Annotated in this window: 17 protein-coding genes; 8 read left to right on the top strand and 9 right to left on the bottom strand. The window is 51.9% G+C overall.

Going from position 1 to position 23,943, the window contains the following annotated elements; genetic code table 11:
* The first annotated feature begins 527 nt into the window (after window positions 1-527).
* The 4 genes from murI (at window position 528) to lipA (ending at window position 4,961) form a co-directional block, all read left to right on the top strand.
* Entirely contained in the window at window positions 528-1,373 is an 846-nt protein-coding gene (murI, locus tag Q0X57_RS00770) for a glutamate racemase (protein WP_297726256.1), read from the top strand.
* Between the two features lie 27 nt (window positions 1,374-1,400).
* Entirely contained in the window at window positions 1,401-1,838 is a 438-nt protein-coding gene (locus Q0X57_RS00765; protein ID WP_297726252.1) for an META domain-containing protein, read from the top strand.
* Window positions 1,839-1,934: 96 nt separating this feature from the next.
* Window positions 1,935-4,100 carry a S9 family peptidase gene (locus Q0X57_RS00760; protein WP_297726248.1) on the top strand — a complete coding sequence of 722 codons (2,166 nt, stop codon included), beginning with the start codon at window positions 1,935-1,937 and terminating at the stop codon, window positions 4,098-4,100.
* Between the two features lie 9 nt (window positions 4,101-4,109).
* Window positions 4,110-4,961: a lipoyl synthase gene (gene lipA / locus Q0X57_RS00755; RefSeq protein ID WP_297726245.1), complete on the top strand. Its 852-nt coding sequence runs from the start codon at window positions 4,110-4,112 to the stop codon at window positions 4,959-4,961.
* 137 nt (window positions 4,962-5,098) lie between these two features.
* Here the strand turns inward: lipA and Q0X57_RS00750 are convergent, their stop codons facing one another.
* From Q0X57_RS00750 to Q0X57_RS00710, 9 genes are all read right to left on the bottom strand, one after another.
* Window positions 5,099-6,919 carry a HAMP domain-containing sensor histidine kinase gene (locus Q0X57_RS00750; protein ID WP_297726243.1) on the bottom strand — a complete coding sequence of 607 codons (1,821 nt, stop codon included), beginning with the start codon at window positions 6,917-6,919 and terminating at the stop codon, window positions 5,099-5,101.
* A 30-nt stretch (window positions 6,920-6,949) separates the two neighbouring features.
* Window positions 6,950-7,651 carry a response regulator transcription factor gene (locus Q0X57_RS00745; RefSeq protein WP_297726240.1) on the bottom strand — a complete coding sequence of 234 codons (702 nt, stop codon included), beginning with the start codon at window positions 7,649-7,651 and terminating at the stop codon, window positions 6,950-6,952.
* A complete protein-coding gene (locus tag Q0X57_RS00740; protein ID WP_297726237.1) occupies window positions 7,632-8,357 on the bottom strand; it encodes a phosphate uptake regulator PhoU in 726 nt (241 codons plus the stop codon). Before Q0X57_RS00740 ends, Q0X57_RS00745 begins: the two co-directional genes overlap by 20 nt.
* Window positions 8,358-8,438: 81 nt before the next feature.
* On the bottom strand, window positions 8,439-9,227 hold the full coding sequence (gene pstB, locus Q0X57_RS00735) for a phosphate ABC transporter ATP-binding protein PstB (RefSeq protein WP_297726234.1): 789 nt from the start codon (window positions 9,225-9,227) through the stop codon (window positions 8,439-8,441).
* Between the two features lie 22 nt (window positions 9,228-9,249).
* Window positions 9,250-10,128, bottom strand: a complete 879-nt coding sequence (gene pstA, locus Q0X57_RS00730) for a phosphate ABC transporter permease PstA (protein ID WP_297726231.1) — start codon at window positions 10,126-10,128, stop codon at window positions 9,250-9,252.
* 6 nt (window positions 10,129-10,134) lie between these two features.
* Complete coding sequence (gene pstC / locus Q0X57_RS00725) at window positions 10,135-11,025, bottom strand: phosphate ABC transporter permease subunit PstC (RefSeq protein ID WP_007365998.1); 891 nt, start codon at window positions 11,023-11,025, stop codon at window positions 10,135-10,137.
* A 211-nt stretch (window positions 11,026-11,236) separates the two neighbouring features.
* Window positions 11,237-12,310, bottom strand: a complete 1,074-nt coding sequence (gene pstS / locus Q0X57_RS00720; protein WP_297726227.1) for a phosphate ABC transporter substrate-binding protein PstS — start codon at window positions 12,308-12,310, stop codon at window positions 11,237-11,239.
* Between the two features lie 410 nt (window positions 12,311-12,720).
* Entirely contained in the window at window positions 12,721-14,514 is a 1,794-nt protein-coding gene (locus Q0X57_RS00715) for a RagB/SusD family nutrient uptake outer membrane protein (protein WP_297726224.1), read from the bottom strand.
* A gap of 39 nt (window positions 14,515-14,553) precedes the next feature.
* Window positions 14,554-17,685 carry a SusC/RagA family TonB-linked outer membrane protein gene (locus Q0X57_RS00710; RefSeq protein WP_297726221.1) on the bottom strand — a complete coding sequence of 1,044 codons (3,132 nt, stop codon included), beginning with the start codon at window positions 17,683-17,685 and terminating at the stop codon, window positions 14,554-14,556.
* A gap of 760 nt (window positions 17,686-18,445) precedes the next feature.
* Between Q0X57_RS00710 and rsmH the strand changes: the two genes are divergently transcribed.
* The 4 genes from rsmH to Q0X57_RS00690 are packed head-to-tail and all read left to right on the top strand — an operon-like array spanning window position 18,446 to window position 23,878.
* Window positions 18,446-19,378, top strand: coding sequence for a 16S rRNA (cytosine(1402)-N(4))-methyltransferase RsmH (gene rsmH, locus Q0X57_RS00705; RefSeq protein WP_297726218.1), 933 nt, complete (start codon window positions 18,446-18,448; stop codon window positions 19,376-19,378).
* A gap of 12 nt (window positions 19,379-19,390) precedes the next feature.
* Window positions 19,391-20,077: an FtsL-like putative cell division protein gene (locus Q0X57_RS00700; RefSeq protein ID WP_297726215.1), complete on the top strand. Its 687-nt coding sequence runs from the start codon at window positions 19,391-19,393 to the stop codon at window positions 20,075-20,077.
* 30 nt (window positions 20,078-20,107) lie between these two features.
* A complete protein-coding gene (locus tag Q0X57_RS00695; protein ID WP_297726212.1) occupies window positions 20,108-22,348 on the top strand; it encodes a penicillin-binding protein in 2,241 nt (746 codons plus the stop codon).
* 30 nt (window positions 22,349-22,378) lie between these two features.
* Window positions 22,379-23,878 (top strand): UDP-N-acetylmuramoyl-L-alanyl-D-glutamate--2,6-diaminopimelate ligase, encoded by a 1,500-nt coding sequence (locus Q0X57_RS00690; protein ID WP_297726209.1) that lies wholly within the window; start codon window positions 22,379-22,381, stop codon window positions 23,876-23,878.
* Window positions 23,879-23,943: the final 65 nt, after the last annotated feature.

The following is a 23,943-nucleotide window of genomic DNA, read 5'->3' as shown; positions in this document are numbered from 1 at the left end:
TTCATTCTCCCCTCAAAACCAAAATCAGCTTTTCAGTTATAATGCGTCAGCCCTGAGTTTTACCCTGTTTGAGTAATTGCGCAATTGTGTATCTTTGTTGTGCGGTTAGTTGACTCATATCTTGGTATTCATTGGACCGACCGCTAAGATAACAATTATCCGCTTCAGTAGGAGCAAGAGGGAGAGCTTTTCTCTCTCTGCTTCTCTGAATAATATGTTGGATTGTGCTTAGGGTGCGATCCATTTTTTTTGCAGGTATGAGTTGCATTTACTAATTGAATATACGATTTTCTACCGAGGCTATTTCGATTTCCTCGGAGGTCTAGGCTGAGTGGCGGTGATCGGCAGTCAACGGCTAGCTGTTACCTAAAGGCTCTAGTCTCTCTAGTGCCACTTGTGCTCCTAGGGATGCTAGTTCCTCTAACTTCTAATCTCTAACCTCTAACTTCTTTTTCGTACCTTTGAAGTGGAGTAGCGAGAGTTGCTCCCATTTCCCAAGCTAGACACTATAAACTATAGTACAATTGATGCAACAGATAGAGGGTCCCATCGGGGTATTTGACTCAGGGTACGGAGGATTGACCATCCTGCGTAAGCTACGTGAGCAACTACCTCAGTACGACTTCGTTTATCTCGGTGACAATGCGCGCTCGCCTTACGGCTCGCGGTCTATGCGTGTCGTCTACCAGTTTACGAGAGAGGCCGTTGAGAGGCTCTTTGACCTAGGTTGTCCCCTAGTCATCCTCGCCTGCAATACCGCCTCAGCAAAAGCACTCCGTCAGATACAGCAAGAGGATCTGCCCAAGCTCGACGGTGGCTCCATGCGTCGTCGTGTGCTGGGGATCATTCGCCCGACGGTTGAGTGCATTGACACACTCACGGGCACCAAGCATGTGGGTATCCTCGCCACTGAGGGTACCGTCTCTAGCGAGAGCTATGTAGCTGAGATACACAAGCTCTACCCCGATATGACCGTCGTGCAGGAGGCTTGTCCGCTTTGGGTGCCAATCGTTGAGACGGGCGAGAGTGATAGTCCAGGGACCGACTTCTTCGTGCGCAAGCACTTGGAGCGACTCTTGGCACAAGACGAAAAGATTGACACGATCATCCTCGGTTGCACCCACTACCCTATTCTGATGCCGAAGATACGGCGCCTGCTCACCCCCTCGATCAAGGTCGTAGCTCAAGGCGAGCTGGTAGCTAAGTCTCTCGAAGAGTACCTCCTACGGCACCCCGAGATGGAGGCTCAGCTAACACGTGGTGGCACGACACGCTACTACACGACGGAGCAGACGGAGCGCTTCTCACGGACTGCTTCAATATTCTTTGACACTCCCATATCGGTAGAGCATCTGTCTCTATCACAATACTAATAAATAACCAATAGCAAACGAATTACTATGAAGAGATTCTATTTTGTAGCACTACTCCTGCTGACCTCTCTGCTCTGTGTCAGCTGCGGTACCTGCAAGAGCAGTAGCAAGATCAATCTAGCCACTCTCGATGGTAGCTCTTGGGAACTCACCCACATGGACGGTATCAAGATAAATGACGACGCTCTACAGACAGCTACTATCAGTATCAGCAAAGCCAGTATCTATGGAAAGGCTGCCTGCAATAGCTACGGTGGCGAGTGCTTCGTCTATTCTGATGGGCGTATCAAGATTAAAAACATTATGGCAACCCGTATGGCTTGTAGCAATATGATGTACGAGCGCATCTTCCTAGCAGCACTGCAGGAGGCGAAAGCCTTTCGTATGAGTGGTACCAACAAGCTCATGCTCTACTCTACGCACGATGCCTCTGGTCAGCCCAGCCTAACCTTCAAGCGCAAGTAACCCCAGCTGCACAACATATCACTATGGCGTAGACCCTCATCTGGGGTCTACGCTATGATCTTACCTTTAACTTCTAATCTCTAAGCTCTCCCCCCTATGCGTATCCGCACTCTCTTTACCACCCTCGTACTCCTCTGCTCGCTCACACTCGTTGCTCAGCAGCAGCGTGAGATCACTCTACCAGAGGTCACCTCAGGCGCTTTTGCAGCTCGTGGCGCCGGCAACGGCTTTCGCTCTCTACCTGACGGCAAGCACTACACGCTCATCAGCGACGACTACCAGCGCATCGTCAAGTACGAGTACGCTACGGGGCGGGCTGTCGATACGCTCTTTGACATTGCCAAGGCGCGTGAGTGCGACATCAAGGCGATCTGGGACTACGACATAGCCCCTTCAGGACATCATATCCTGATCTATACCGACATCAAGCCGATCTACCGACGCTCCTACACGCTACGTGCCACCCACTATGATGTGCGCCGTAATCTTTGCGAGCCACTCACCGAGGGCGACATTATGATCCCCACCTTTAGTCCTGATGGGCGGATGGTCGCTTTCGTCAGGGACAACAATATATTTATCAAGAAGTTTGACTTCAACTCTGAGGTACAGGTCACTACGGATGGTAAGCGCAATGAAGTGATCAACGGTTCCACCGACTGGGTATACGAAGAGGAGTTTAGCACGACACGCCTGATGGAGTGGAGCCCCCAGAGCGACTTCCTAGCCTTCGTACGCAGTGACGAGAGCCACGTCAAGGCTTACTCAATGCCGATCTACGGAGACGATCTCTACCCCACGGACTATGTCTACAAGTATCCCAAGGTGGGCGAGCAAAACTCGACCGTCTCGCTACACCTCTACAACCTTGATCTCAAGCGCACCGACCGTGTGGATCTACCACTAGACGCTGACGGCTACATACCCCGCATCGCCTTCACTGGCTGGGGAAGCGATCTAGCAGCCGTCACGCTCAACCGCCTGCAGAACGACCTCAAGGTCTATCGCATCAACCCAAAGAGCCGCACACCTCGTCTGACCCTCCGTGAGCAAGATCCACGATATATCAACAATGAGTTCATCAACTCAATGCAATTCGTCCCCGAAGGCATCGTTATGCTGAGCGAGCGCAATGGATCTACACAGCTCTACAAGTACGGCACGAATGGAGCGCTACAGAAGCGCCTGACGCAGGGCAACTGGGACATCATCAACTTCTACGGTTGCGACCGTGATGGCAACGTCTACTATCAGGCAGCGGACCAAACACCTACCCAGCGACGTGTCCTCAAGACGACCCCTCAAGGCAAGACAACCGTCTTAGCTGGAGAGGCTGGCATCAATCGCGCTAGCTTCACTCAGGACTACAGCTATTTCATCAATAGCTATAGCAATGCTAAGACACCAGCTATCACGACAATCCGCACGACCAAGGAGGGCAAGGTAATCCGTACGCTTGAAGACAACGCACAGCTAGTTGCTAAGCTCAAGGGGTATGACTACAATGACAAGGAGTTCTTTACCATTGAGGTGGCTCCTGGGCGTACGCTCCATGGCTGGATGATTCGCCCACCACACTTCGATGCGAGCAAGCGCTACCCCACGGTGATGCACCAGTACAGTGGTCCCGATTCACAGGAGGTACTGGATCAGTTTTACATCGGCTGGGAGTATGCCCTCGCTCAGGCTGGCTACGTCGTAGTCTGTGTGGACGGACGTGGCACTGGTGGGCGTGGCACCGAGTGGCGCAAGTGCACCTATCGTGAGCTAGGTCTGCGCGAGAGTAGCGACCAGATAGCAGCTGCTGAGGCGCTACCCAAGCAGTTTAACTATATCGATGGAAGTCGCATCGCAATCTTCGGCTGGAGTTTCGGCGGATACAATACGCTTATGTCGCTCTGCCGTGGCAAGGTCTTTCGTGCTGGTGTAGCTGTGGCTCCTGTGACCGACTGGCGCTTTTACGACACGGTTTATACAGAGCGCTTTATGGCGACACCGCAGGTTAATAATAAGGGCTATGAGGCTTCCTCAGTCCTCTCTATCGCTCACAACCTCCATGGCGACCTACTCGTCATCCACGGCACGGCTGATGATAATGTGCATCTGCAAAACACGATGCGTCTAGCCACCGAGCTGGTCAATGCGGACATACCCTTTGAGATGGCAACCTACACGGACAAGGATCACAGCATCTACGGAGGCAACAATAGACAGCACCTCTACAGTCGCATCATCGAGTTCCTCGATCGTAAACTGAAGTAGTAAGAGCTAATGAAGCAACCCCACATACGCAAGCCTGAGTGGCTCAAGATCAAGCTTGGTAGCGATGTAACCTATGACGAGACGCGTGCGGTGCTGCAGAAGCATTGCCTGCACACCATCTGCACGAGCGGGCGCTGCCCTAACCAAGGTGAGTGCTGGTCTCGAGGCACCGCTACCTTTATGATCGGAGGGGCGGTCTGTACACGCGCTTGTAAGTTTTGCAATACAGAGACGGGTCGCCCGCTGCCACTAGACCCAGCGGAGCCTCGTCACGTGGCCGAGAGTGTCAGTGCGCTAGGGCTCAAGCATGCGGTGGTCACCAGTGTGGATCGTGACGACCTGCCCGACAAGGGGAGTACCCACTGGGTCGAAACGATACGACAGATACGTGAGCTCTGCCCAAGTGTCACGATTGAAGTACTGATACCAGACTTTGATGGTCAGGCGAAGCTCATTGCTCCAATCCTACAGGAGCGTCCCGAGGTGGTGGCGCACAACATGGAGACCGTGCGACGGCTCACACCCATCGTGCGTAGCCGAGCTACTTATGACTGTAGTCTCTCCGTCTTAGCTCAAATTGCTGAGATGGGGCTTCCCGCTAAGACGGGACTGATGCTCGGTCTCGGCGAGACGCAGGAGGAGATCCTTGAGACGATGGACGATCTGCGTCGGGTAGAGTGTAGCATCCTCACGCTAGGTCAGTACCTCCAGCCTACCCGCCGCCACTATCCCGTGCAGGAGTATGTGCATCCAGACCGCTTTGCCGAGCTTCGGGAGATAGCCCTGGACAAAGGCTTTCGCCACGTCGAGAGCGGTCCCCTCGTACGCTCCTCCTACCACGCTGAGCGTCACTTGCTCTAGCGTACTCGCCCTATGGATCGTTAAGCCGTCTGCTTAGAGAGTGTACAGCTGTGCCTTCGGTATGGAGGGAGGCACTGACGGCAGTTGAGGTAACTGTCTTATGATTGTTGGTTTATCTTTGCAGGGTATTGACTGAGTCAAGATACTTTGGTCGTCTTGTCGGGTGCGCTCTTGGCTAGCGAGAAGAAGAACTCAAGTCCTCCCGTGGGTCTGTTCTTTGCCGAGATTTCTCCGCCGTGGAAGCGTATAGCATTTCGTACTATGGAGAGCCCTAGTCCCGATCCGCCCATCTCACGACTGCGTCCGCCATCGATGCGGTAGAAGCGGTCGAAGATCTTAGCTAGGCTCTCGCTCTCAGGGATGCCAGGACCGTTGTCAGCAAAGGTGAAGTAGTAGTACCGCTCGTCCTCCATCGTCTGCTCGATCTCTATGGTGGTGCCAGTGCCAGCGTAGCGGATACTATTCTCCGTCAGATTGGCAAAGACAGCGTAGAGTAGCGAGTGATTCGCCTGTACGGTGGTCTGCTCAGGGATCCGATTACAGATGGTCATCTGCGCCTCTTGGAGCTTGATCTCTAGAGCCGCTTTGACCTCCTCGACGACACTGTATGGAGTGAGCTCCTGCAGAGAGTAGAGGTCGCTCGCCTCCTCCAGCTTGGTGATCATAGAGACGTCACTGATGAGCTGCGAGAGACGTATCATCTGATTGTAAGTACGCTCGATGAAGTAGCGCTGCTTCTCCTCTGGAAGTGGCTGGTTGAGGATTGTCTCAAGGTAACCACGAGCACAAGTGACCGGGGTGCGCAATTCGTGGGCTATACTATTAGTCATGTCGTGCTTGAGGCGACGATCGTTTTCCTTCTTAGTCACATTGGTTAGGACGATCTCAAAGCTATTGTCCGGGAAGAGCTGAGCGCGTACCTCTAGGTGCGAGCCGTCCCTATCGATGATGTATCGTGTGGAGCGGGGAGCAGTGTCTGGATCGGACTCTATACCAGCTAGAAGGGTCTTGACCTGATAAAGCTCTGGGTAGTCGAGGATGCGCTCATCGATGATAAAGGTGGGAGTGTCGACGAGGGTGTTGAGATTCTGTATGAAGTGGCTATTGGCATAGATAAACTTGCGCTCCGCACTAAAGAAAGATATGCCAGCGTCGGAGCTAGCGAAGTGCTGTATGAGTTTCTCGCGCTCGATCTCGTAGCGGGTCTTGCTCTCTTCGAGCATCTTAAAGGTCTTCTTAAGCTGCTCTCCTAGCTCTCCGATTTCACCCTTGGGGAAGGTGACCGACTCGTACTCCCCTCCAGCCTGTGCCTTCGCCACAAAGTCATGAAGCTTACGCACTGAGCGGGAGAACTGGTCGGTAAAGAAGACCACTGCTAGCAGTGCTAGACTAAAGATGCCGACGATGAGGAGGAGGAAGAAGTGATTGGAGCGAAAGTAGTTGACATAGTCTATATGGTAAGGGATGGCAACACGAATGTAGTATCCCTGATCTTGGTACTCCTTCGCAAAGTAGTAGAAGTCCTCCCCGAGCGTTTCGCTATAGCGCTTGGAGGTGCCAGTGCCATGGAGATTGGCCTGCTGTAGCTCTGCACGTGAGAGGTGGTTCTCAGGGATGGGACCCTGGGTAAAGTTGTCAAAGTAGACATCGCCCCTCAGGTTGATGATCGTAAAGCGCAACTTGTTCGGGAGGTAAGCCAAGAAGCGTCCTAGAGCTTGTGGATCAGGTAAGTGGCTAAAGCTAGAGAGCGTGTCTGGCTGTCGCTTCTGAGGGTGTGTCGTGTAGTCTATGATGTAGCTATTGACACAATCGGTGGCCTGCTCGAGGTATTCCTCGAGGGCTTTGGTCTTGATCTCCTTTTCGGAGGCACGCTGTACGAAGTAGATGATGCCACCAAAGAGGATAAAGAGCAGCGTTGCGGAGATAAAGACTTTGGACTTATAGTTGTACTGGCTCATAGTAGGACGGTAGATGGTGTAAGCGTGGGACTACTGGGGCTCCTCCTCGACGAGGCAATAGCCGAAGCCTGAGCGGTTGATGATCTTGACTCCGCCACTGCGTAGCTTCTTGCGAATGCGGGTGATATGTACGTCGATGGTGCGCTCCAAGACGAAGACATCTTCGCGCCATACTCGGTCGAGTATCTCCTCACGGGAGAAGACTTTGCCTGGATCTCGTGCCAATAAGACGAGGATCTCAAGCTCTTTCTTGGTTAGCTCGATAAGCTCCCCATGGACGAAGACCTGCTTGGCATCTAGATCAATGAGGAGCGTGCCGATCTCTATCTGACTCTCTCCAAAATCTGGACCGCTCTGCAAGAAGCGCATGAGGATAGCCTGAATGCGTGCTTGTAGCTCCTTGATGGAGAAGGGCTTCGCCATATAGTCGTCGGCTCCGATGTTAAAGCCAGTGAGGAGATCGTTTTCGGTCCCCTTAGCAGTGAGGAAGATGATCGGCGTGGTGAGCTTCTTATCCCGTCGTATGAGCTCAGCGAGCTTGAAGCCGTTCATCCCAGGCATCATTACGTCAAGAATGAGCAGGTGGTACTCCTCAAGTGGCATCTTGAGCGCCTCCTCAGCATTGGCAGCTGTGGAGACTTGATATCCCTCGCTGGCGAGGTTGAAGGTAAGTATCTCGCGGAGGTCCTCCTCGTCATCGACGATGAGGAGCTTAAACTTCTTCTTGTCCATAATTCTCTAGCTCTTGTTCGGTGGGGATCTCTACTTTTTGGCTCTTAGCGTGGAGCAGGTTCTTTCCTTCTGAATGGAAGATGGCTGCCTCGGCAATGTTTGTCGCATTGTCACCGATACGCTCCAGATTGTAGGCTATGCTGCTGATCGCCAGTGACGCCTGTATGGAGTCTACGTCAGGACTTTGCTCAGTGTCTAGTAAGGCTTGGGGTAGCGAATCGTTGATCTGGTAGTGCAGATCGTCTATATGAGTGTCTCGAGCGATGACTCTGCGTGAAAGCTCGGAGTCACCAGCGAAGAACGACGTGACCGCATCGGTGACCATCTGATAAGTCTCCGTAAGCATCTCACGAAGCGTGTCAGCATACTGTAAGTACAGTCCGTTGCCCATGTCGATCGCACGGGTGAAGTTGGCCACATTGAGCAGTAGATCACCAATGCGCTCTAGGTAGCTGGTCATATCGTGCAGGGCAAACATACGCCTCGCCTCAGAGGCACGAGGAGCGTAGAGGATGATTCCGTTGATGACTTCGCTCCTTATCTTGACCTCTAGGCTATCTATGATGGTTTCGTTCATCTCAATGTGCTCGTAAGCCTCAGGCTCGACGATCCCGCTGAGGAGATGCTGTATCGCCTCGACTTGGCGAGCGATCACTTTGTTGAGTACATTGAAGTCTTCCTTGATCAGGACGACGTGGTGATCCATATTGGGTGACATAGGCTGTGACAGTTTCGTTTTTTACTTGATTATGTGTCTGTCTGTACGGCAGATCTAAGGTACAACGTTTTATCCGAAGTTGCCCTGTAGGTAGTCCTCGGTGCGCTGATCGCTGGGGTTGGTAAACATCTTGTCGGTGCGGTCATACTCGACCAGCTCGCCAAGGTACATAAACATAGAGCGGTCGGATATGCGTGCCGCCTGCCCCATATTGTGCGTGACGATGAGGATGGCTATCTCCTTCTTGAGCTCTAAGATCAGCTCCTCGATGCGATTGGTCGCTATCGGGTCTAGGGCGGAGGTCGGCTCGTCCATCAGAAGTAGCCGAGGACGTAGTGCCAAAGCACGAGCGATACAGAGCCGCTGTTGCTGTCCGCCCGAGAGGAAGGAGCCACGCTTGTCCAGTCTGTCCTTGACCTCCTCCCAGAGTCCGACAGACTGCAGAGAGCTGGTCAGGATCTCTTCGCGCTGCGCCTTGGAGACTTTGATACCGTTGAGCTTGTAGCCCGCCATCACATTGTCAGCGATGCTCATCGTCGGGAAGGGATTCGGCTGCTGGAAGACCATCCCCGCCATACGACGGACGACCATCGGGTCTTTCTCTAAGATGTTTTCCCCCTGCAGGAGGATGCGCCCGTCGGTACGTATACCAGGGTAAAGCTCGTGCATGCGGTTGATGGCTCGTAGCAAGGTACTCTTGCCACAACCACTGGGTCCCATGATGGCGGTGATCTCATGGTCGTAGATCTCCGCCGAGACATTGGTCACGGCACTCTTCTCAGGAGTGTACCAGATGCTTACGTTGTCTAGCTGGAGGACCACGTCGGGCGTTGTCATCTGTATAGCGTTTGGAGTCATGCTTTTGACAAAAAAGAGGTTACTAGTAGCGTGTCCGAGCGGAGATACGCTTGGCGATAAAGTTTAGAAGAAGGACCAGGAGCAGGAGGAAGAGCGACGAGCTCCATATCAGCTCCTGAAGGTTGGGATCACTGTAAAACTCCCAGATGAGTAGCGGCACAGCTGACGAAGGGGTGTCGAGCGTCCACGATATGCGGGTACTACCTAGCGCGGTCATGATGAGCGGTGCCGTCTCGCCGATGATACGACTCATCGCTAGCAGGATGCCTGTCAATAGACCTCCCATAGCAGAGGGGAGGAGAACCTTGAGTACCATCTTGCGATAGGAGCAACCGAGAGCGAGCGCCGACTCTTTGAAGGACTTAGGCAGTCGCGCCAGCGTCTCCTCCGTAGAGCGTATGATGAGCGGTAGCATCATGATCGCTAGAGCCACAGCACCCGCTAGAGCCGAGTAGCCCCGCATCGGTAGTACGATCCAAGCGTAGACGATGATACCGATGACGATCGAGGGAGTGCCTTGTAGTAGATCTGTGACAAAGCGTACTACATGGGCGAGGCGTGACGATCTATTCTCCGAAAGATAGATACCGCCCAGGAGACCTATGGGGATAGCGATGATAGAGGCTACGAGGGTCATGAGGAGCGTGCCGACGATACCATTAGCGATACCGCCTGGGAGTATCGTGCGAGAGCCTTCGATCGTGTTAGCGCGCTTAGCCATCATCGCCTCGACAGCTGTTGGTGCCGTCTTGGTGAAGAAGTCCCAGTTGATCTGCTCATACCCCTCCATGACGATCTTACCGATGATGAGAAAGAGCGGTATGACGGTAATGCAGGCGAGTACGATATTGACTAGATAGACCGTGCGGTCCCAGCCCTGTCTTACTTTGAGTGATGCCATGGTCGGTTAAGCTCGTTGCTTGTTTAGGATAATCTTCACAATGCCATTGATGATGGCTGTGATGAGGAAGAGGACGAGTGCAATCGCTATGAGCGAACTGAGCTTGAGCCCGTGTGCCTCGTTGAACTGATTAGCAATCAGCGAAGCCATACTCTGTCCCGTGTCAAAGAGCGATGTGGGCACCTTGTCCGTGTTGCCGATCAACATGGTCACCGCCATCGTCTCGCCGAGCGCTCGTCCCAGAGCGAGGATGTACGCTGCGATGATCCCGCTCCGTGCGTTGGGTAGGATGACCGATCCGATCACCTCCGTGCGGGTGGCACCGAGACTGTAAGCTGCCTCCTTAAGCGACTTAGGCGTAAGCATGACAAACTCCGCCGTGAGCGACGAGGCGTAGGGGATGATCATAATGGTCAGTATGAGCACCGAAGTGAGGATCCCGTAGCCATTGCCTTGCGGTCCATCGATCATGTCAATGAGCGGACGAAGGGTGTAGAAGCCCCACAGACCGTACACGATAGAGGGGATGCCCGCCAGCAGGTCCGTCAGCGAACGTATGACGCCTGCGATGCGCTTCCCCTTGAAGTACTCTCCGATGAAGAGTGCCACCGGTAGCGAAAAGGGGACGCAGAGGATCAAGGCTAGTATCGAGGTGACCACGGTCCCCACGATAAAGGGCAACGCCCCATACTGCTCCCGCCCAGCCGTGGGGTCCCACTCGGAGGAGCAGATGAAGCGAAAGAAGCCAAACTCACTAAAGGCCTCCATGCTGTTACTAATCAGACTGATCAGCATCGCTAGGCAGATCAGTAGCACGAGGAGCCCAGAGCTCATGAGTAGACCTCGGAAGATCTTGTCTCCGATGGGGCGTGACGCTTTACGGACGAGGGTGGACATACTGTTTGAATAGTAGGTGTGAAAGGTAAAGAGACATCTCTCCTCCGAATAGAGAGCGGTACAGGTCGGATGCGACTCACTAAGTCATCGGAGCTATCCAGACGGCACTACTGTTGAGAGGGGGAGGAGAGACGTTCTTCTTTTGGTGTGAGGAGATTGCTACAGAGACAGTAGCAGTCTCCTTTTTTGTTTTTCAGGTGTATATAGGGAGCTACTCCTTAGGAGAGCTAGTTAAGTCTATTGGATTACCGCCATAGGTTAGCTGAGCTAGCTGCGCCTTGGCTGCAGCGATCATCTCAGGCGATAGCGGTGCGAAGTGGATCTGCGAAGTGATCGCTTGCGCCTTATCACTTAGCATCCAGTTGAGTAGACGAGCCGTCTCGGTAGCCTCAGCCTCTGAGTGGTTGCTGTAGCTGAGATCCTTGTAGGTGATGAGCCAGGTGAGGCAACTGATAGGATAAGCCTCAGGGTGCGCCGAGTTGGTGATCATCTGTCGTGTATCGGGCGCCACCTCACCAGCAGCTGCCGCAGAGATCGACTCAAGCGAGGGGAGGACAAAGTTGCCCGCCTGATTCTGCACCTTTGCTGTCGGGATCTTTAGCGAAAAGCTGTACTCACTACCCACATAGCCGATCGCACCATCCGTCTGAGCGATCACGCCTGCGACACCTGGATTGCCCTTTGCAGCCATACCCGTAGGCCACTTGAGCGACTTGCCCGTACCGATCTGCGCAGCCCAGTCGGGGCTCACCTTCGTCAGATAGTCACTGAAGACATTCGTCGTGCCACTACCATCAGAGCGATAGACGGGCGAGATCTCCTTGTCGGGGAGCTTTTGGTCAGGGTTGATCGCAGCGATAGCGGGGTCATTCCAGCGGGTTATCTTGCCTAGATAAATGTTTGCTATGATCTCGCCCGTGAGCTGTAAGGAGGTGATCTCGGGACAGTTGTATGCGATGACGACGGCGCCCATGCAGGTCGGTATGTGGATCACCTCGCGAGGCATCTCCGCCAGCTCCTCATCCGAGAGGAAGGCGTCAGAAGCGGCAAAGTCGACCACCTCATCCTTGAGGCTACGGATACCACCGCCACTACCCACGGCACCGTAGTTAACATGTATCCCCGACAGCTCCTCATAAGCTTTGAAGGCCTCGGTATAATAAGGTAGTGGGAAGGTCGCTCCCGCAGCGTCAAGCTGGGTCACACGACCACCTTTGCCAGCGCAACTGGCAGTCATGAGAGCGATGGTGATGAGGACTAAAGCCTGGAGTGTACTCTTATTCATAGTTATATTGGTAAGTTTGTTTGTTGCTGAGAGAGGCCCCTACCGAGACGATCGGGAAGGTTAGATCTCCCTTTTCGCTTGCAATATTACGCCCAATGGATTATTCCACTGTGACGAAAATGTTACGACACGGTGAAGTTGTTAAGCCATCAAGACACTTCCCCATCGCCTTACCACTCTAATCCTAGCTCTTCGCTAGAGGTCTACGAGCAGTGACTATAAATAGAAAGAACAAGAATAGAGCAGGGGAAAAGACCTAGATCCTAGCAGACAGACTGGACGGAAAAGCAACAAAATAGCAAGAGAGACGTGCATCAGCCCTTTTGGCTGGCACGTCTCTCTACATTTTTAACCCTAGCGAACAGGGCGTACTTGCGAGTTACTCCTTAGAGTCGACTCTGCAAGACTATTTACTTCTTTTTGTCTGGATCAGGCCAGTTCTCCTCAAGATCAGGAAGTGTATTACGATCCTGGACAGGAAGCTCCCAGATGAACTCAGGGTTGTCAGGAGACACCTCTAGATCCATAAACTCCTTCTTGTCGTGAACGTAAATCTCTCTAGGACCATAAGGATCTGACAGAAGGAGCTTCTGGATACCCTTGCCCTTGCGAGACATAGGCATATTCCAGCGCTTGAGGTCTGTCATACGTGTACCCATACCGATCATCTCACGAGTACGCTCATCCATAACGATCTGCTTCATCGCCTCTTGAGTATCAGCGTTGATGAGTTGATCAGTCAGACCACGTGCCACGCGGAGCTTCTCAATGGTCTTCTTAGCCCCAGCTACATCACCCTTCCACGCTTGAGCCTCTGCCTTGATGAGGTAGGCCTCAGCAATATCAAAGAGGTGCGTAGTGTGTGCATAGGAGAACTGATTCTTAGCCTCGTTACGATTTAGAGCTGGATTACCTCTAAACTTGGAGACAAACGTCATCGTTAGGTACTTACCTGGACCAGGGCCAATAGGATTTTTCCTCTTCTTAGGATAGACAACTGGAACATCTTCTAGCTTATCAGAGTTGCTACTGAGGTTTCTTCCCTTGTTAGGACTGTAATGCCAAGGCTCCTCAAACCAACTACCCTCCGTCGTTTGGTGATCTTTGTCAATCTGCATACGAAGATCCTTCGCAGCACCCGCTGCAGCAACATAGTCCTTAGGACCATATAGATCAAGAAGATATTGATTAGGATACCATGTAGGTGAGACATACTCTTGGAGTACAGGTTCGATTTTTCCCGTCTTTTCATTATAATCTTCGCCTGCGAAGAAGAATAGCCCATGCAAGATACCTCTTACACCTCCGACTTGCTTATTGGCAAAGGTCTTTACCATAATCTCACTGGAGGACTCATCAACCCAAAGCTTTTTAAACGAGGCCATCGAACCATCAGATAGCTTGTATTCATCCTTATCAATAAACTCGTCCACTGCCTCTATAGCCTTGTCATACTCATGCATCTCCAGATAGATACGAGCCATGACAGCAAAAGCATAGTCTCGATGTATATAGTAAGGAATCTTATTAACGTCCTTTAGCTCTACCTCATCTCTATCGGGCAAGTCCTTAGCAGCAGCCTCGAGCTCGGAGATACAGTAGTCATAGACCTCTTTTTGAGTAGCTCTCTTCTTTGCAGTTTTCTGAAAGAGTGGGTCATACTCCTTAACAAGGATGATGCCAGGTAGATTTGCATTAGCATCATAGCGCTTGGAGAAGCGACACATCAGACGGTAATTAGCCAATGCACGTAGCGTACGTGCTTCAGCTACGTACTCCTTTATCTTGTTCTGCTCTTCGGGTTTCAGCTTATTGTACTTAGCCGTATCAGCCTTAAGCTCATCGATACGCATGATAAAGTAGTTCGCATCCTTGATGATCGTCGCAAAAGCGCCAAAGTACCCAGCTATTCGATCATTGTCAATCAGCTGACTACGATTCCACTCAAAGAAAGGAGAGTTAGCACCATTGTCCGAAGCTGTAAGATGGTATAGGTCAGCCTGTGCATCCCCTAGGAAGAGATTAGCAGGCGACTCTGCCACTCTTACAGATGTATACATAGCATCACGTAGCCATGCGACCTCTTGGAAGTTTTGAAGAGGCTTTTGCTCCTTGACTCCCTCAGGCACGAAGCCCACCTGACACGCAGATAGCGCTACGAGAGCGAGGATAGCCAGAGCGATATTCTTAATATGTAGATTCATAGTAGTGTCTTTGTTTATGAATTAGACTCGATGATACACTTAGAAGGTAACCTGTAGACCACCCACATACTGACGTGTATTGGGGTATTGATTCATCGTCAAGTTACCAGCAGACTCTGGATCAAAGCCTGAGAATGCTGTAAGTGTAAGCAGGTTACGACCAGTCACATAGACGCGTACACCAGAGATGAGTCCGATCTTCTTAATCCACTCTGTGGGGAGTGCATATGAGAGACGGACATCCTTGAGTCGGATGTAAGATGCGTTTTCAATCAGACGAGAGTCAAACTTGAGTGACTGACCAAACTTAGGAATATCCGTGTTGCGATTATCCTCTGTCCAGATATTCTTGAGCTTGCGACTCTTATTGGCACCGAGGAAGCCTTGAGTGGTGTTTTCCGTAAAGAAGCGGTCATTATTGACTAGATACTTACCTGCACTGTACGTGAAGTTGACATCTAGAGCAAGACCCTTCCAGCTAGCACCGAGTGCAAGACCACCATTGAAGGGGGCATTCATAGCATAGCCCGTAGGGGCAAGTAGGTGAGTGCTGTAGTGATTTGTAGTCTCACTGGTTTTGTTACCATGCTCATCAAGCTTGTACCACAGCTGCTCACCAGTCTCAGGATCTACACCAGCGTAGTGAGCCATCAGGTACTGGACAGGACCACCTACCTTATACATAATAGACTTGTCAGGCTGTCTGTACTCCTTAAGACCATGGAATAGCTTTGTAACACGCTCGAGGTTGTAATTCATAATTACAGAAGCGTATACATTCCAGTCACGGGTACGTACGATGTCGTAGCTGAGTGTGAGGTCGATACCAGTATTGGTCAGCGAACCGATGTTCTCATAGCGAGCTGAGAAGCCCGAAGCATAAGGCTGTGGTACACGCATCAACATATCATCCGTAATACGGTGGTAGAGATTCAAGACCGTATGGAATCTGTTGTCAAATGCATCAAGGTCAGCACCGATGTTGAGGTTAGACTGCTTCTCCCATCCTAGGTCAGGGTTACCGATAGATGCAGCACCGTAGGCGAATGCGCCACGATAGTTTTCCTGTCCCATAAGAGGCATAAAGGCAAGCGAGGGAATACCAGAGTTACCAGTAGTACCCCAGCTGGCACGTAGGCGTAGGGTGTTAAGCCACTTGACGTGCTCTAGGTGTGCACGATATAGATCGTACGTAGCACCGATAGAGTAGAAGGTACCAGCATGCTTCTTAGCACCAAATCGAGAAGAAGCATCCCTACGTAGAGAGAGGTCTACGTGTAGGAAGTTGTCAAAAGAGTAGTTGACACGACCAAAGAAAGAGAGGTAGTTGTAGCCGCCCTTGCTCTGGCTTGGTAGTCTCAAGTCAGACTCCTGCGTACTACCGTTACTTAGTAGATTGAAGTCATCATCCTCAATACCGAGAGCAATGGCTCGAATAGCATCTCCACGATACTGTACCCACTCCTGACCAAGTAGGAAAGTCAACTTATGGCGGTCAGCAAAAGAGGTGCGATACTCAGCCGTATTGGTCCATGTGAAGTTGGTAGCTAGAGACCTAGTCTCTCCACGACCACCACGCTTGTCAACAGCCCAGTAAGCATTCGTGCGATTGTACACAGAGTAAACGCTATGGCTCAGGTCAAGACCAGCTTGCGTCTTGAGCGTAAGCCCCTTGATGGGAGTTAGCTCTGCATAGGATGCGATGTTAGCTTGGTAAGTGTAGTCGTTAGCTGTATAGTACTTTTCTTGCTGATCTATGGGGACACCATAATCTCCTGTAAGGTCGGAGTAGAGGTAGCGACGCAGATTACCCTGGCTGTCGTATGGGGTTAGATAGCGAGGCTGTACGAGAGAGCCAAATGTACCTGCCGAAATGGCGGGAGCGCCCTCAAAGCCCGCAGCATCTTGCTTAGTGAATGCACCGAAAGCATTGACACCTACCTTGAGCCACTCCTTGACTCGACTATCGACCTTCACACGACCATTATAGCGAGTGAAAGAGTTGCGACCACGTGCGATACCCTCTTGAGAGAGTGTACCCAAAGAGATATAATACTGAGAGCGATTGCTACCGCCACTCATAGAGAGGTCTGCCTGATATGAGGGAGCCTTCTTACCCATAAAGTAGCTGAGCCAGTCAAAGTTGTAATTGTCTGGATTGTAGTAGTCGCTCAGATTGAAGTCCTTAGAGTTAGGTCTGTAGAATTTGTCTGTCTCATAGGGATTAAATGGCCATGCATAACGCTCATCATCACCATCCTTATTGCGAGACTTTTTTGCAAGCTCATCCAGCAGGTTGACCTTCGTATAGGGTCTATTACTAGGCCAGTCAAGAGGCTTGAGATACCCATTTTGTGCCTGGAAGTCTAGTAGCTCATCACCAGTCATCATCTGCTCGAAAGGTCTTCTATTGCCGAGCATAGAGACACCATACTGTGCGTTGAAGGTGATTGTACCGAAGCCCTCCTCAGTGTGCTTACCTCTCTTGGTCGTGATGACGACGACACCGTTAGCAGCACGAGCACCATAGATAGAGGTAGAGGAGGCATCCATAAGGACGTTCATACTCTCGATATCACTAGAGTTCATAGCCATAACGGTACCTAGATCAGTCTGCATACCATCTACTATGTAGAGAGGAGTAGCGCTAGCTGTTAGGGAGCCACGTCCGTGGATATTTACATCAGCGACGGCATTAGGGTCACCCGAAGATGTGGTTACGTTCATACCAGCGACTTTACCCTGGAGAGCGTCCATCACGTTAGCTACGGGTTTCTCTGCAATCTGCTCACCAGATACGCGAGCCATAGAGCCAGAGATCGTGCTGAGCTTCTGTCCTGAACCGTAACCTACGACAACCACCTGGTCTAGGACTTGTGAGTCGGCCGTCATAACGACATGCATCACCTTAGTAATAGGAAGGGTGACTGTCTTAAGACCTACGTAGGAGAAGGTCAGCTTCTTAGCAGAGGCAGGCACACTGAGGGTGAACTTACCATCTACGTCTGTCGTGGTACCGATAGAGGTATTGCCCTCGACGACCACGTTCGCAAACATCACTGGCTCCTTACCCTCTCCCGAGGTGACAGTACCTGTGATGGTCCTATTCTGCGCCACAGCCCAGCCTATACTGGCCGTTAGCATCAGAAAGAATAGAGCCAATCTTTTCATAAAACTCTTCTTTAGCGTTAGTTATACATTGATAGTTTGAATAGTCATAACAACACGCCAAGCCACACAAGCGACTGGGCGGTATGTATCCGACATAACCTAAGAACAAGTGATAGAGTCTCTTCTAATCACGACTACATAGGCACCACCCTATGCAAATCCTTTCAGTATGATGGAAGGGAACCCACCTTAATCTTTCGGAAACAAAGGTAGTACAAAAAAGTGTGGAAAGCAAATCTCCCCCCTCTCCACCTTGACTCGCACGAGACGTTATTTCATATGACTTCGATGTTTGATATTGGTCACAGGAGCTCTGTATGCTACTAGCAGAGGAGCCGATCAGATAGAGTTTTCGAGACAGCTCCAGAGTGGGACTCCCTGAGGAAATGGGACAATCGCCACGGAGGAAAGATGATTTTTCCAGGGAGGAATGGGGAAATTCTTCGGACTTGTGATTTCGTTCTTCCGAAGTTTCATTTGGTTCTTCCGAAGTTTTATTTCGACCCTCCGTGGGGATTTTTGTTTTGCTCGGTGGGGGATCTTGATTTTCTACGGAGCTTTTGGCGAGAGTCGCTAGTGCTTCTAGTGACTCTAGTGATACTAGGTGCTAGTCCTAGCGTCTTATCTCTAACTCCTAATCTCTAACTTCTAATCTCTAATTTGATTACCTTTGCAGTAACTCTGTGGGTATGGCGATCAGATCATCTTCGCCGAGAGCGCACAGAGCTCTCTGTCAAACGTTTATCACTTTATATCTCCTTTGTCCACTAAGCTCTATCATACAGCTGTCCTCTGTGAGGATTCTCTTAACCTGCTGGTCACGACGCCTTCGGGTCTCTATGTAGATGTCACGATGGGTGGCGGGGGACACTCGCGTGCGCTCCTCGAGCGACTCTCTCCCGAGGGTCGCTGCATCGGTCTAGACCAAGATCCCGATGCGATAGTCAATGCGCCTCAGGATAGTCGCTACCACTTTGTAGCGACGAACTTTCGCTACCTGGGGCAGTGGCTCGACTACTGGGGGCTCGCAGGAGAGGTAGACGGGATCTTGGCTGACCTGGGGGTTTCGTCTCACCACTTTGACAGTGAGGAGCGGGGCTTTAGCTTTCGCTATGAGGAGGCGATGCCTGATATGCGTATGAATAGCCGATCGGGTGTTACAGCTCGTGACCTACTGATGAGCTATAGCGAGGAGCAACTGGCCGATATACTATATTATTATGGTGAGCTACATGATGCTCGTCGTATCGCAGCGCTACTGGTGTCGCATCGTGCCATAGGCTACCCAACGATCGCCTCTCTTATGGAGGTGCTGGCACCAGTCCTACCCAAGGGAGGGCCTCAACTACGCAATAAGCTGAGCCGTATCTTCCAGGCTCTGCGCATTGAGGTGAATGATGAGCTGGGTGCTCTGCGTCAATTGCTGAGCGACTCGGTGCGTCTCCTAAAACCTGAGGGGCGCATAGCGATCATCTCTTATCACTCGCTGGAGGATCGTATGGTCAAGGAGTTCTTCCGTCTAGGGAGCTTTGAGCAGCCTAGTGAGGCTTTGGCTGGTATGCCCATGTCAAAGCCAGCTCCCCTGCGTGTGATCACAAAAAAAGCTATCACACCCTCTGCGGATGAGATAGCAGACAATAATCGTGCTCGTAGTGCAAAGCTACGTGTGGCGGAGCTTCGTGAGGATATTTAAGTGGGATGAGCTATGGTCAAGATCGACGAATCATACTTTGACAACAACCTAGAGGAGGAGCTACAGGAGCCAGCACCTGTGGCTACCGATGAATCTGAGACTATATCTCAGCCGAGGCCATTACTGGGAGATCTCCTAGATGAGGAGGACTCGCTAGAAGTTGTCGAGGCGGATGCTCCGAGCGACACGGCACCCGATGCAATGGATCCTGCAGACGATGAGGAGACAGATGAGCCCGCCACGTTTGAGCCCGCTCCCCTAGCGGAGCTAGAGGCTCCCGATGAGCAGGACGCTACAGAAGAGCTGGAGAACTCCGAAGAGCTAGATGAAGAAGACGAGTCTGATGAAGAGTCTGGCGAGTCCACTCGTAAGCGCTCTTCGCATGGTCTGTGGTACTGGCTGGGCGGTGATATGCTGGAGCAACCTGCCTTTAGAAAGTATATACCTGCCTTTATCGCCATCCTCCTGATGGGTCTGATCCATATCACGAGCAACTATCAGATCATCGCCAAGCGTCGCCAGATAGACAAACTAGAGACACGCGTCAAAGACTTGACCTACAAACATATGGAGAGTGTCAGCGAGCTAACCCGTCGTAGTATCGGGGGCAACTTCGAGCAGCAGCTCCAAGCGATGGGGTCAGATCTAGAGGCCTCCTCCCAGCAGTCGATCATCCTCTATCGTGATGCTAAGAAATAATCTCTTGCCCCTCTAACGAACCACTCCTCTATGTCAAAGCATAGTCCTATCATAGCTCGCTATCGTGCCTTAGGCTTTCTAGCCATCTTGATGACTCTATGGATCTTTATCAAGGTCTTCGGCATCATCTTCGTCGATGGTCCGACGTGGCGCAGGATCGCTCAGAGCTTTCATCAGCCTGACACAGTAACGATCTCGCCACTACGAGGCAATATCATTTCGTCAGATGGGCATATCGTAGCTATTAGCAAGCCTGCGTACAAGCTTTACATAGACTTTGGGGCAGAGGCTATCCAGCAGATGGAGCCAGACTCGCTCTACAAGCAACTGGATTCGCTGGCCTACCAGATGAGTCTCTGGGACAAGGGGGAACAAGCCACTTACCCAGCGCTACGTAAGCGACTACGTGAGGGCTATCGTAAGGCACAGCATAAGCAACCAGGCTATCGCTACGTATCTATATACCCGTATGAGGTGAGCCACGTAGAGTATCAGCGACTTAAGCAGTCCTATCCGCTGATGATGACGGTGGAGCGCAAGGGGCGCTTGGTACGTCGCAGTGGTCCGCTCAGAAATGGATTGACGCACGAGGAGCGTGCACTGCGAGACAGACCTTATGGCGAGCTAGCGAGACGTACGATAGGTAGCGTCTACAAGGAGGTCAAGGGCGACCTAACACAGGGCGAATATGGGCTGGAGCAAAGCTTTGACACTCTGCTACGGGGCGAGCCAGGGCTGGCGGTGAGACAGTACTTGGCGGGGTCTACACGACAGAATACGCTACAGCCGCCTCGTGACGGCTACAATGTGTACACGACACTAGATATGAATCTGCAGCAGATCGTACATCGTGCGCTCTATGAGCAGATGACTCAGTTTGAGGCGGACTATGGAGGCGCTATCCTGATGGAGGTGGAGACGGGGCGTATCCTAGCCCTAGCCAATCTAACGAAGGGTGGCGAGAGCTACTACGAGGGGGTCAACTATGCCGTCAGCGCACTCAACGAGCCAGGCTCTACGATGAAGACACCCTTTATGATGGCTGCCCTGGATGATGGGATCTGCACTCCTAGCGATACTATTGATACGGGCAACGGAGTCTTCAAATACGGTGGCTACAACATCCGTGATCACAATGCGAACCGAGGAGGCTATGGACGTATCTCTGTAGCGCAGGGACTATGGTACTCGAGCAATATTGTCATGGCAAAGATTGCGATCAAAGGGTATGTGGAGCACCCCGATGGGATCTATCAGCATCTGCGCAATTATGGCCTCTTAGAGCGTCTAGATGTAGGACTCGAGGGGGTCGCTACACCAACGATCATACGACCTGAGGACAAGAGCTATGGTAACTCGACGATCCCTGGCATCAGCCGTGGATATGGTATCTCGGTACCTGCGATCAATACGCTCAACTTCTACAACGGTGTCGCCAACGGCGGGCGTATCATGCGCCCCTATCTGGTGGATCGTGTAGAGGATGCTGAGGGCAATGTAATCCAAGAGTTCCGGTCACAAGTCCTGCATGAGAATATCTGCAAGCCTGCTACGCTCGACTCAATCCGCTCAATGCTAGACAACGTAGTGATCAGGGGTACGGCTGCCAAGACGGTACACTCTGACCTGATCTCCATCAGTGGCAAGACAGGTACGGCTCTAATGAGCAATCATGGAGGTGCGGGCTACCGTGCTAGTGGAGAGGTCTACATGACTTCGTTTTGCGGATACTTTCCCTCCGACCGTCCTAAGTATAGTTGCATCATCTTCGTAGTCAATCCTCACGGTCCTGGGCGTGCCTCTGGAGGTATCGTGGCAGGTGGCGGGGTGAAGCGTATAGCTGAGGAGATCTACACGCTCTCAAATCCAATCCTCCTAGACACGATCACACCATACCCAGCTAGCGAGCGGTTGAGACACTTAGACTTAGCTGGTGGGGAGAAGAAGCGTGTCGAGAGTTTTGTCAAGACTTACAAAATCCCTGAGATGCGACCCGAAGGGGGCAGTAAGGTAGCCTCTGACCAACTGGTCGTACCTCAGTACGGTCGTGGAGGGGTGCAGCTACACCCTCTAGCTCGCTACGCCAAAGGGGTGATGCCTCGTCTCGTGGGGCTGGCGCCCAGTGAAGCGATCTATCAGATTAGCTTGCAGGGGCTGGAGGTGCAGTTGGTCGGCTACGGCAGGGTCGTGGAGCAGAGCATACCCGTCGGCACGCCTATCCATCCAGGACAGAAGGTGATCCTCCACCTGGGCAACAATCATAGACAGTAAAAGTAAAGCGAAATCCTCTCTAAGATAGATATGAATCTCAAACCACTCAATAATTATATAGTAGCACTCACCGAGGAGCATCTACTAACCCAAGCACACACAGGAGCCGTCTCTACGGAGCTCTGTCAGGTGACCTCGATCGAGCAGGACTCACGTCGTGCCTCTGAGGGATGTATCTTTGTAGCGCTACGTGGTGTACATGTGGACGGGGCGGACTACATCCCGAAGGCGCTCGCAGCGGGCTGTCGTATCATCGTCACTGAGCACCCACGGCCTGAAAGCATCTCCGACGAGGTGGCATGGCTCACGGTGACCGATACGGCGAAGGCGATAGCGGTTCTAGCCTCTGTCTACTATGATCGTCCTGAGCGACAGCTCACGATCGTAGGGGTTACGGGGACTAATGGCAAGACGACCACTGCCACGCTTTGCTATCAGCTGTGGAACTGGCTCGGTATGCGAGCTGCGCTCTTTAGCACGGTCTGCATACGCATTGGTGACGAGGAGTATCCCGCTACTCACACGACACCTGACGCTCTTGAGCTACACCGTGTGATGAGGGATATGGTAGATGCGGGGTGTCGCTACCTTTTTATGGAGGTTTCTTCGCACGCTTTGGTACAGCAGCGGGTCTATGGCTTGCCCTTTGCGCTAGCGCTCTTTACCAACCTAACGCGTGACCACCTGGACTACCACGGCACGATGCAGGCTTACATTGCGGCAAAGAAGTTGCTCTTTGACAATCTCTCCCCAGATGCCTACGCCTTGGTCAATGCCGACGACCGTAACGGTAGCGTGATGGTGCAAAACTGCGTTGCTCACCTACACACCTATGCGATGCGTAGCCATGCGGACTATATGTCTCAGCTCTTAGGACAATATGTGGATGGCTCTACCCTACTGCTGGACAACGAGGAGGTGGAGATCAAGCTCGTCGGGAGCTACAACGCTTACAACGTGACGGCCGTCTACGGTGTGGCTCGTCTCCTCCTACCCGATCTAGACAAGAGCTTGATCCTGCGTGGCATCTCTAGTCTGGAGCATGTGAATGGTCGCTTTGACCTACTCGCCTCACCGAGAGGTTATCACGTGGTGGTGGACTATGCGCACACGCCTGACGCTCTGGAGAATCTACTGAAGACTGTCTCTGAGCTCAACGCTTCACAGGTCTACGTAGTGGTCGGCGCAGGCGGTGATCGTGATATGGGCAAGCGTCCTGAGATGGGGCGCATCGCCTACAATATGTGCGACCGCCTCTATCTCACCTCAGACAATCCACGCTCCGAGGATCCGCAGACAATCATTGATCAAATGCTCGAGGGCATCCCTCAGACGGAGCGTGACCAAGTCTACACCAATGTCTCTCGTCGCCAAGCGATCACAGACGCTTGCGCAGCTGCACAGCGTGGCGACCTAGTGGTCATCGCTGGCAAGGGTCATGAGACCTATCAAGAGATCAAAGGCATCAAGCACCACTTTGACGACAAAGAGGTGGCGCAAGAGATCTTTGCAAAAGAGAAGCTGGCATAGATAGCGTACCTTTGTCCTTCACTTAGCCCTTCCCCTATAATCTTTATCAACTTACCCATCACGCT

It is taken from the genome of uncultured Porphyromonas sp., from assembly GCF_947254915.1.
In the GTDB taxonomy this organism is placed as follows: domain Bacteria; phylum Bacteroidota; class Bacteroidia; order Bacteroidales; family Porphyromonadaceae; genus Porphyromonas.
The sequence above is the reverse complement of the archived record's forward strand: the minus strand, read 5'-3'. Positions and strand labels throughout refer to the sequence as shown.

What these genes read in the sequence shown, in the direction of transcription:
- Q0X57_RS00765 (WP_297726252.1), top strand. Translation starts at nt 1,401, where the DNA reads ATGAAGAGATTCTATTTTGTAGCACTACTCCTGCTGACCTCTCTGCTC.
- Q0X57_RS00690 (WP_297726209.1), top strand. Translation starts at nt 22,379, where the DNA reads ATGAATCTCAAACCACTCAATAATTATATAGTAGCACTCACCGAGGAG.
- Q0X57_RS00740 (WP_297726237.1), bottom strand. Translation starts at nt 8,357, where the DNA reads ATGGATCACCACGTCGTCCTGATCAAGGAAGACTTCAATGTACTCAAC.
- lipA (WP_297726245.1), top strand. Translation starts at nt 4,110, where the DNA reads ATGAAGCAACCCCACATACGCAAGCCTGAGTGGCTCAAGATCAAGCTT.
- pstC (WP_007365998.1), bottom strand. Translation starts at nt 11,025, where the DNA reads ATGTCCACCCTCGTCCGTAAAGCGTCACGCCCCATCGGAGACAAGATC.
- pstS (WP_297726227.1), bottom strand. Translation starts at nt 12,310, where the DNA reads ATGAATAAGAGTACACTCCAGGCTTTAGTCCTCATCACCATCGCTCTC.
- Q0X57_RS00695 (WP_297726212.1), top strand. Translation starts at nt 20,108, where the DNA reads ATGTCAAAGCATAGTCCTATCATAGCTCGCTATCGTGCCTTAGGCTTT.
- murI (WP_297726256.1), top strand. Translation starts at nt 528, where the DNA reads ATGCAACAGATAGAGGGTCCCATCGGGGTATTTGACTCAGGGTACGGA.
- Q0X57_RS00745 (WP_297726240.1), bottom strand. Translation starts at nt 7,651, where the DNA reads ATGGACAAGAAGAAGTTTAAGCTCCTCATCGTCGATGACGAGGAGGAC.
- pstB (WP_297726234.1), bottom strand. Translation starts at nt 9,227, where the DNA reads ATGACTCCAAACGCTATACAGATGACAACGCCCGACGTGGTCCTCCAG.
- Q0X57_RS00750 (WP_297726243.1), bottom strand. Translation starts at nt 6,919, where the DNA reads ATGAGCCAGTACAACTATAAGTCCAAAGTCTTTATCTCCGCAACGCTG.
- Q0X57_RS00700 (WP_297726215.1), top strand. Translation starts at nt 19,391, where the DNA reads ATGGTCAAGATCGACGAATCATACTTTGACAACAACCTAGAGGAGGAG.
- Q0X57_RS00760 (WP_297726248.1), top strand. Translation starts at nt 1,935, where the DNA reads ATGCGTATCCGCACTCTCTTTACCACCCTCGTACTCCTCTGCTCGCTC.
- Q0X57_RS00715 (WP_297726224.1), bottom strand. Translation starts at nt 14,514, where the DNA reads ATGAATCTACATATTAAGAATATCGCTCTGGCTATCCTCGCTCTCGTA.
- pstA (WP_297726231.1), bottom strand. Translation starts at nt 10,128, where the DNA reads ATGGCATCACTCAAAGTAAGACAGGGCTGGGACCGCACGGTCTATCTA.
- Q0X57_RS00710 (WP_297726221.1), bottom strand. Translation starts at nt 17,685, where the DNA reads ATGAAAAGATTGGCTCTATTCTTTCTGATGCTAACGGCCAGTATAGGC.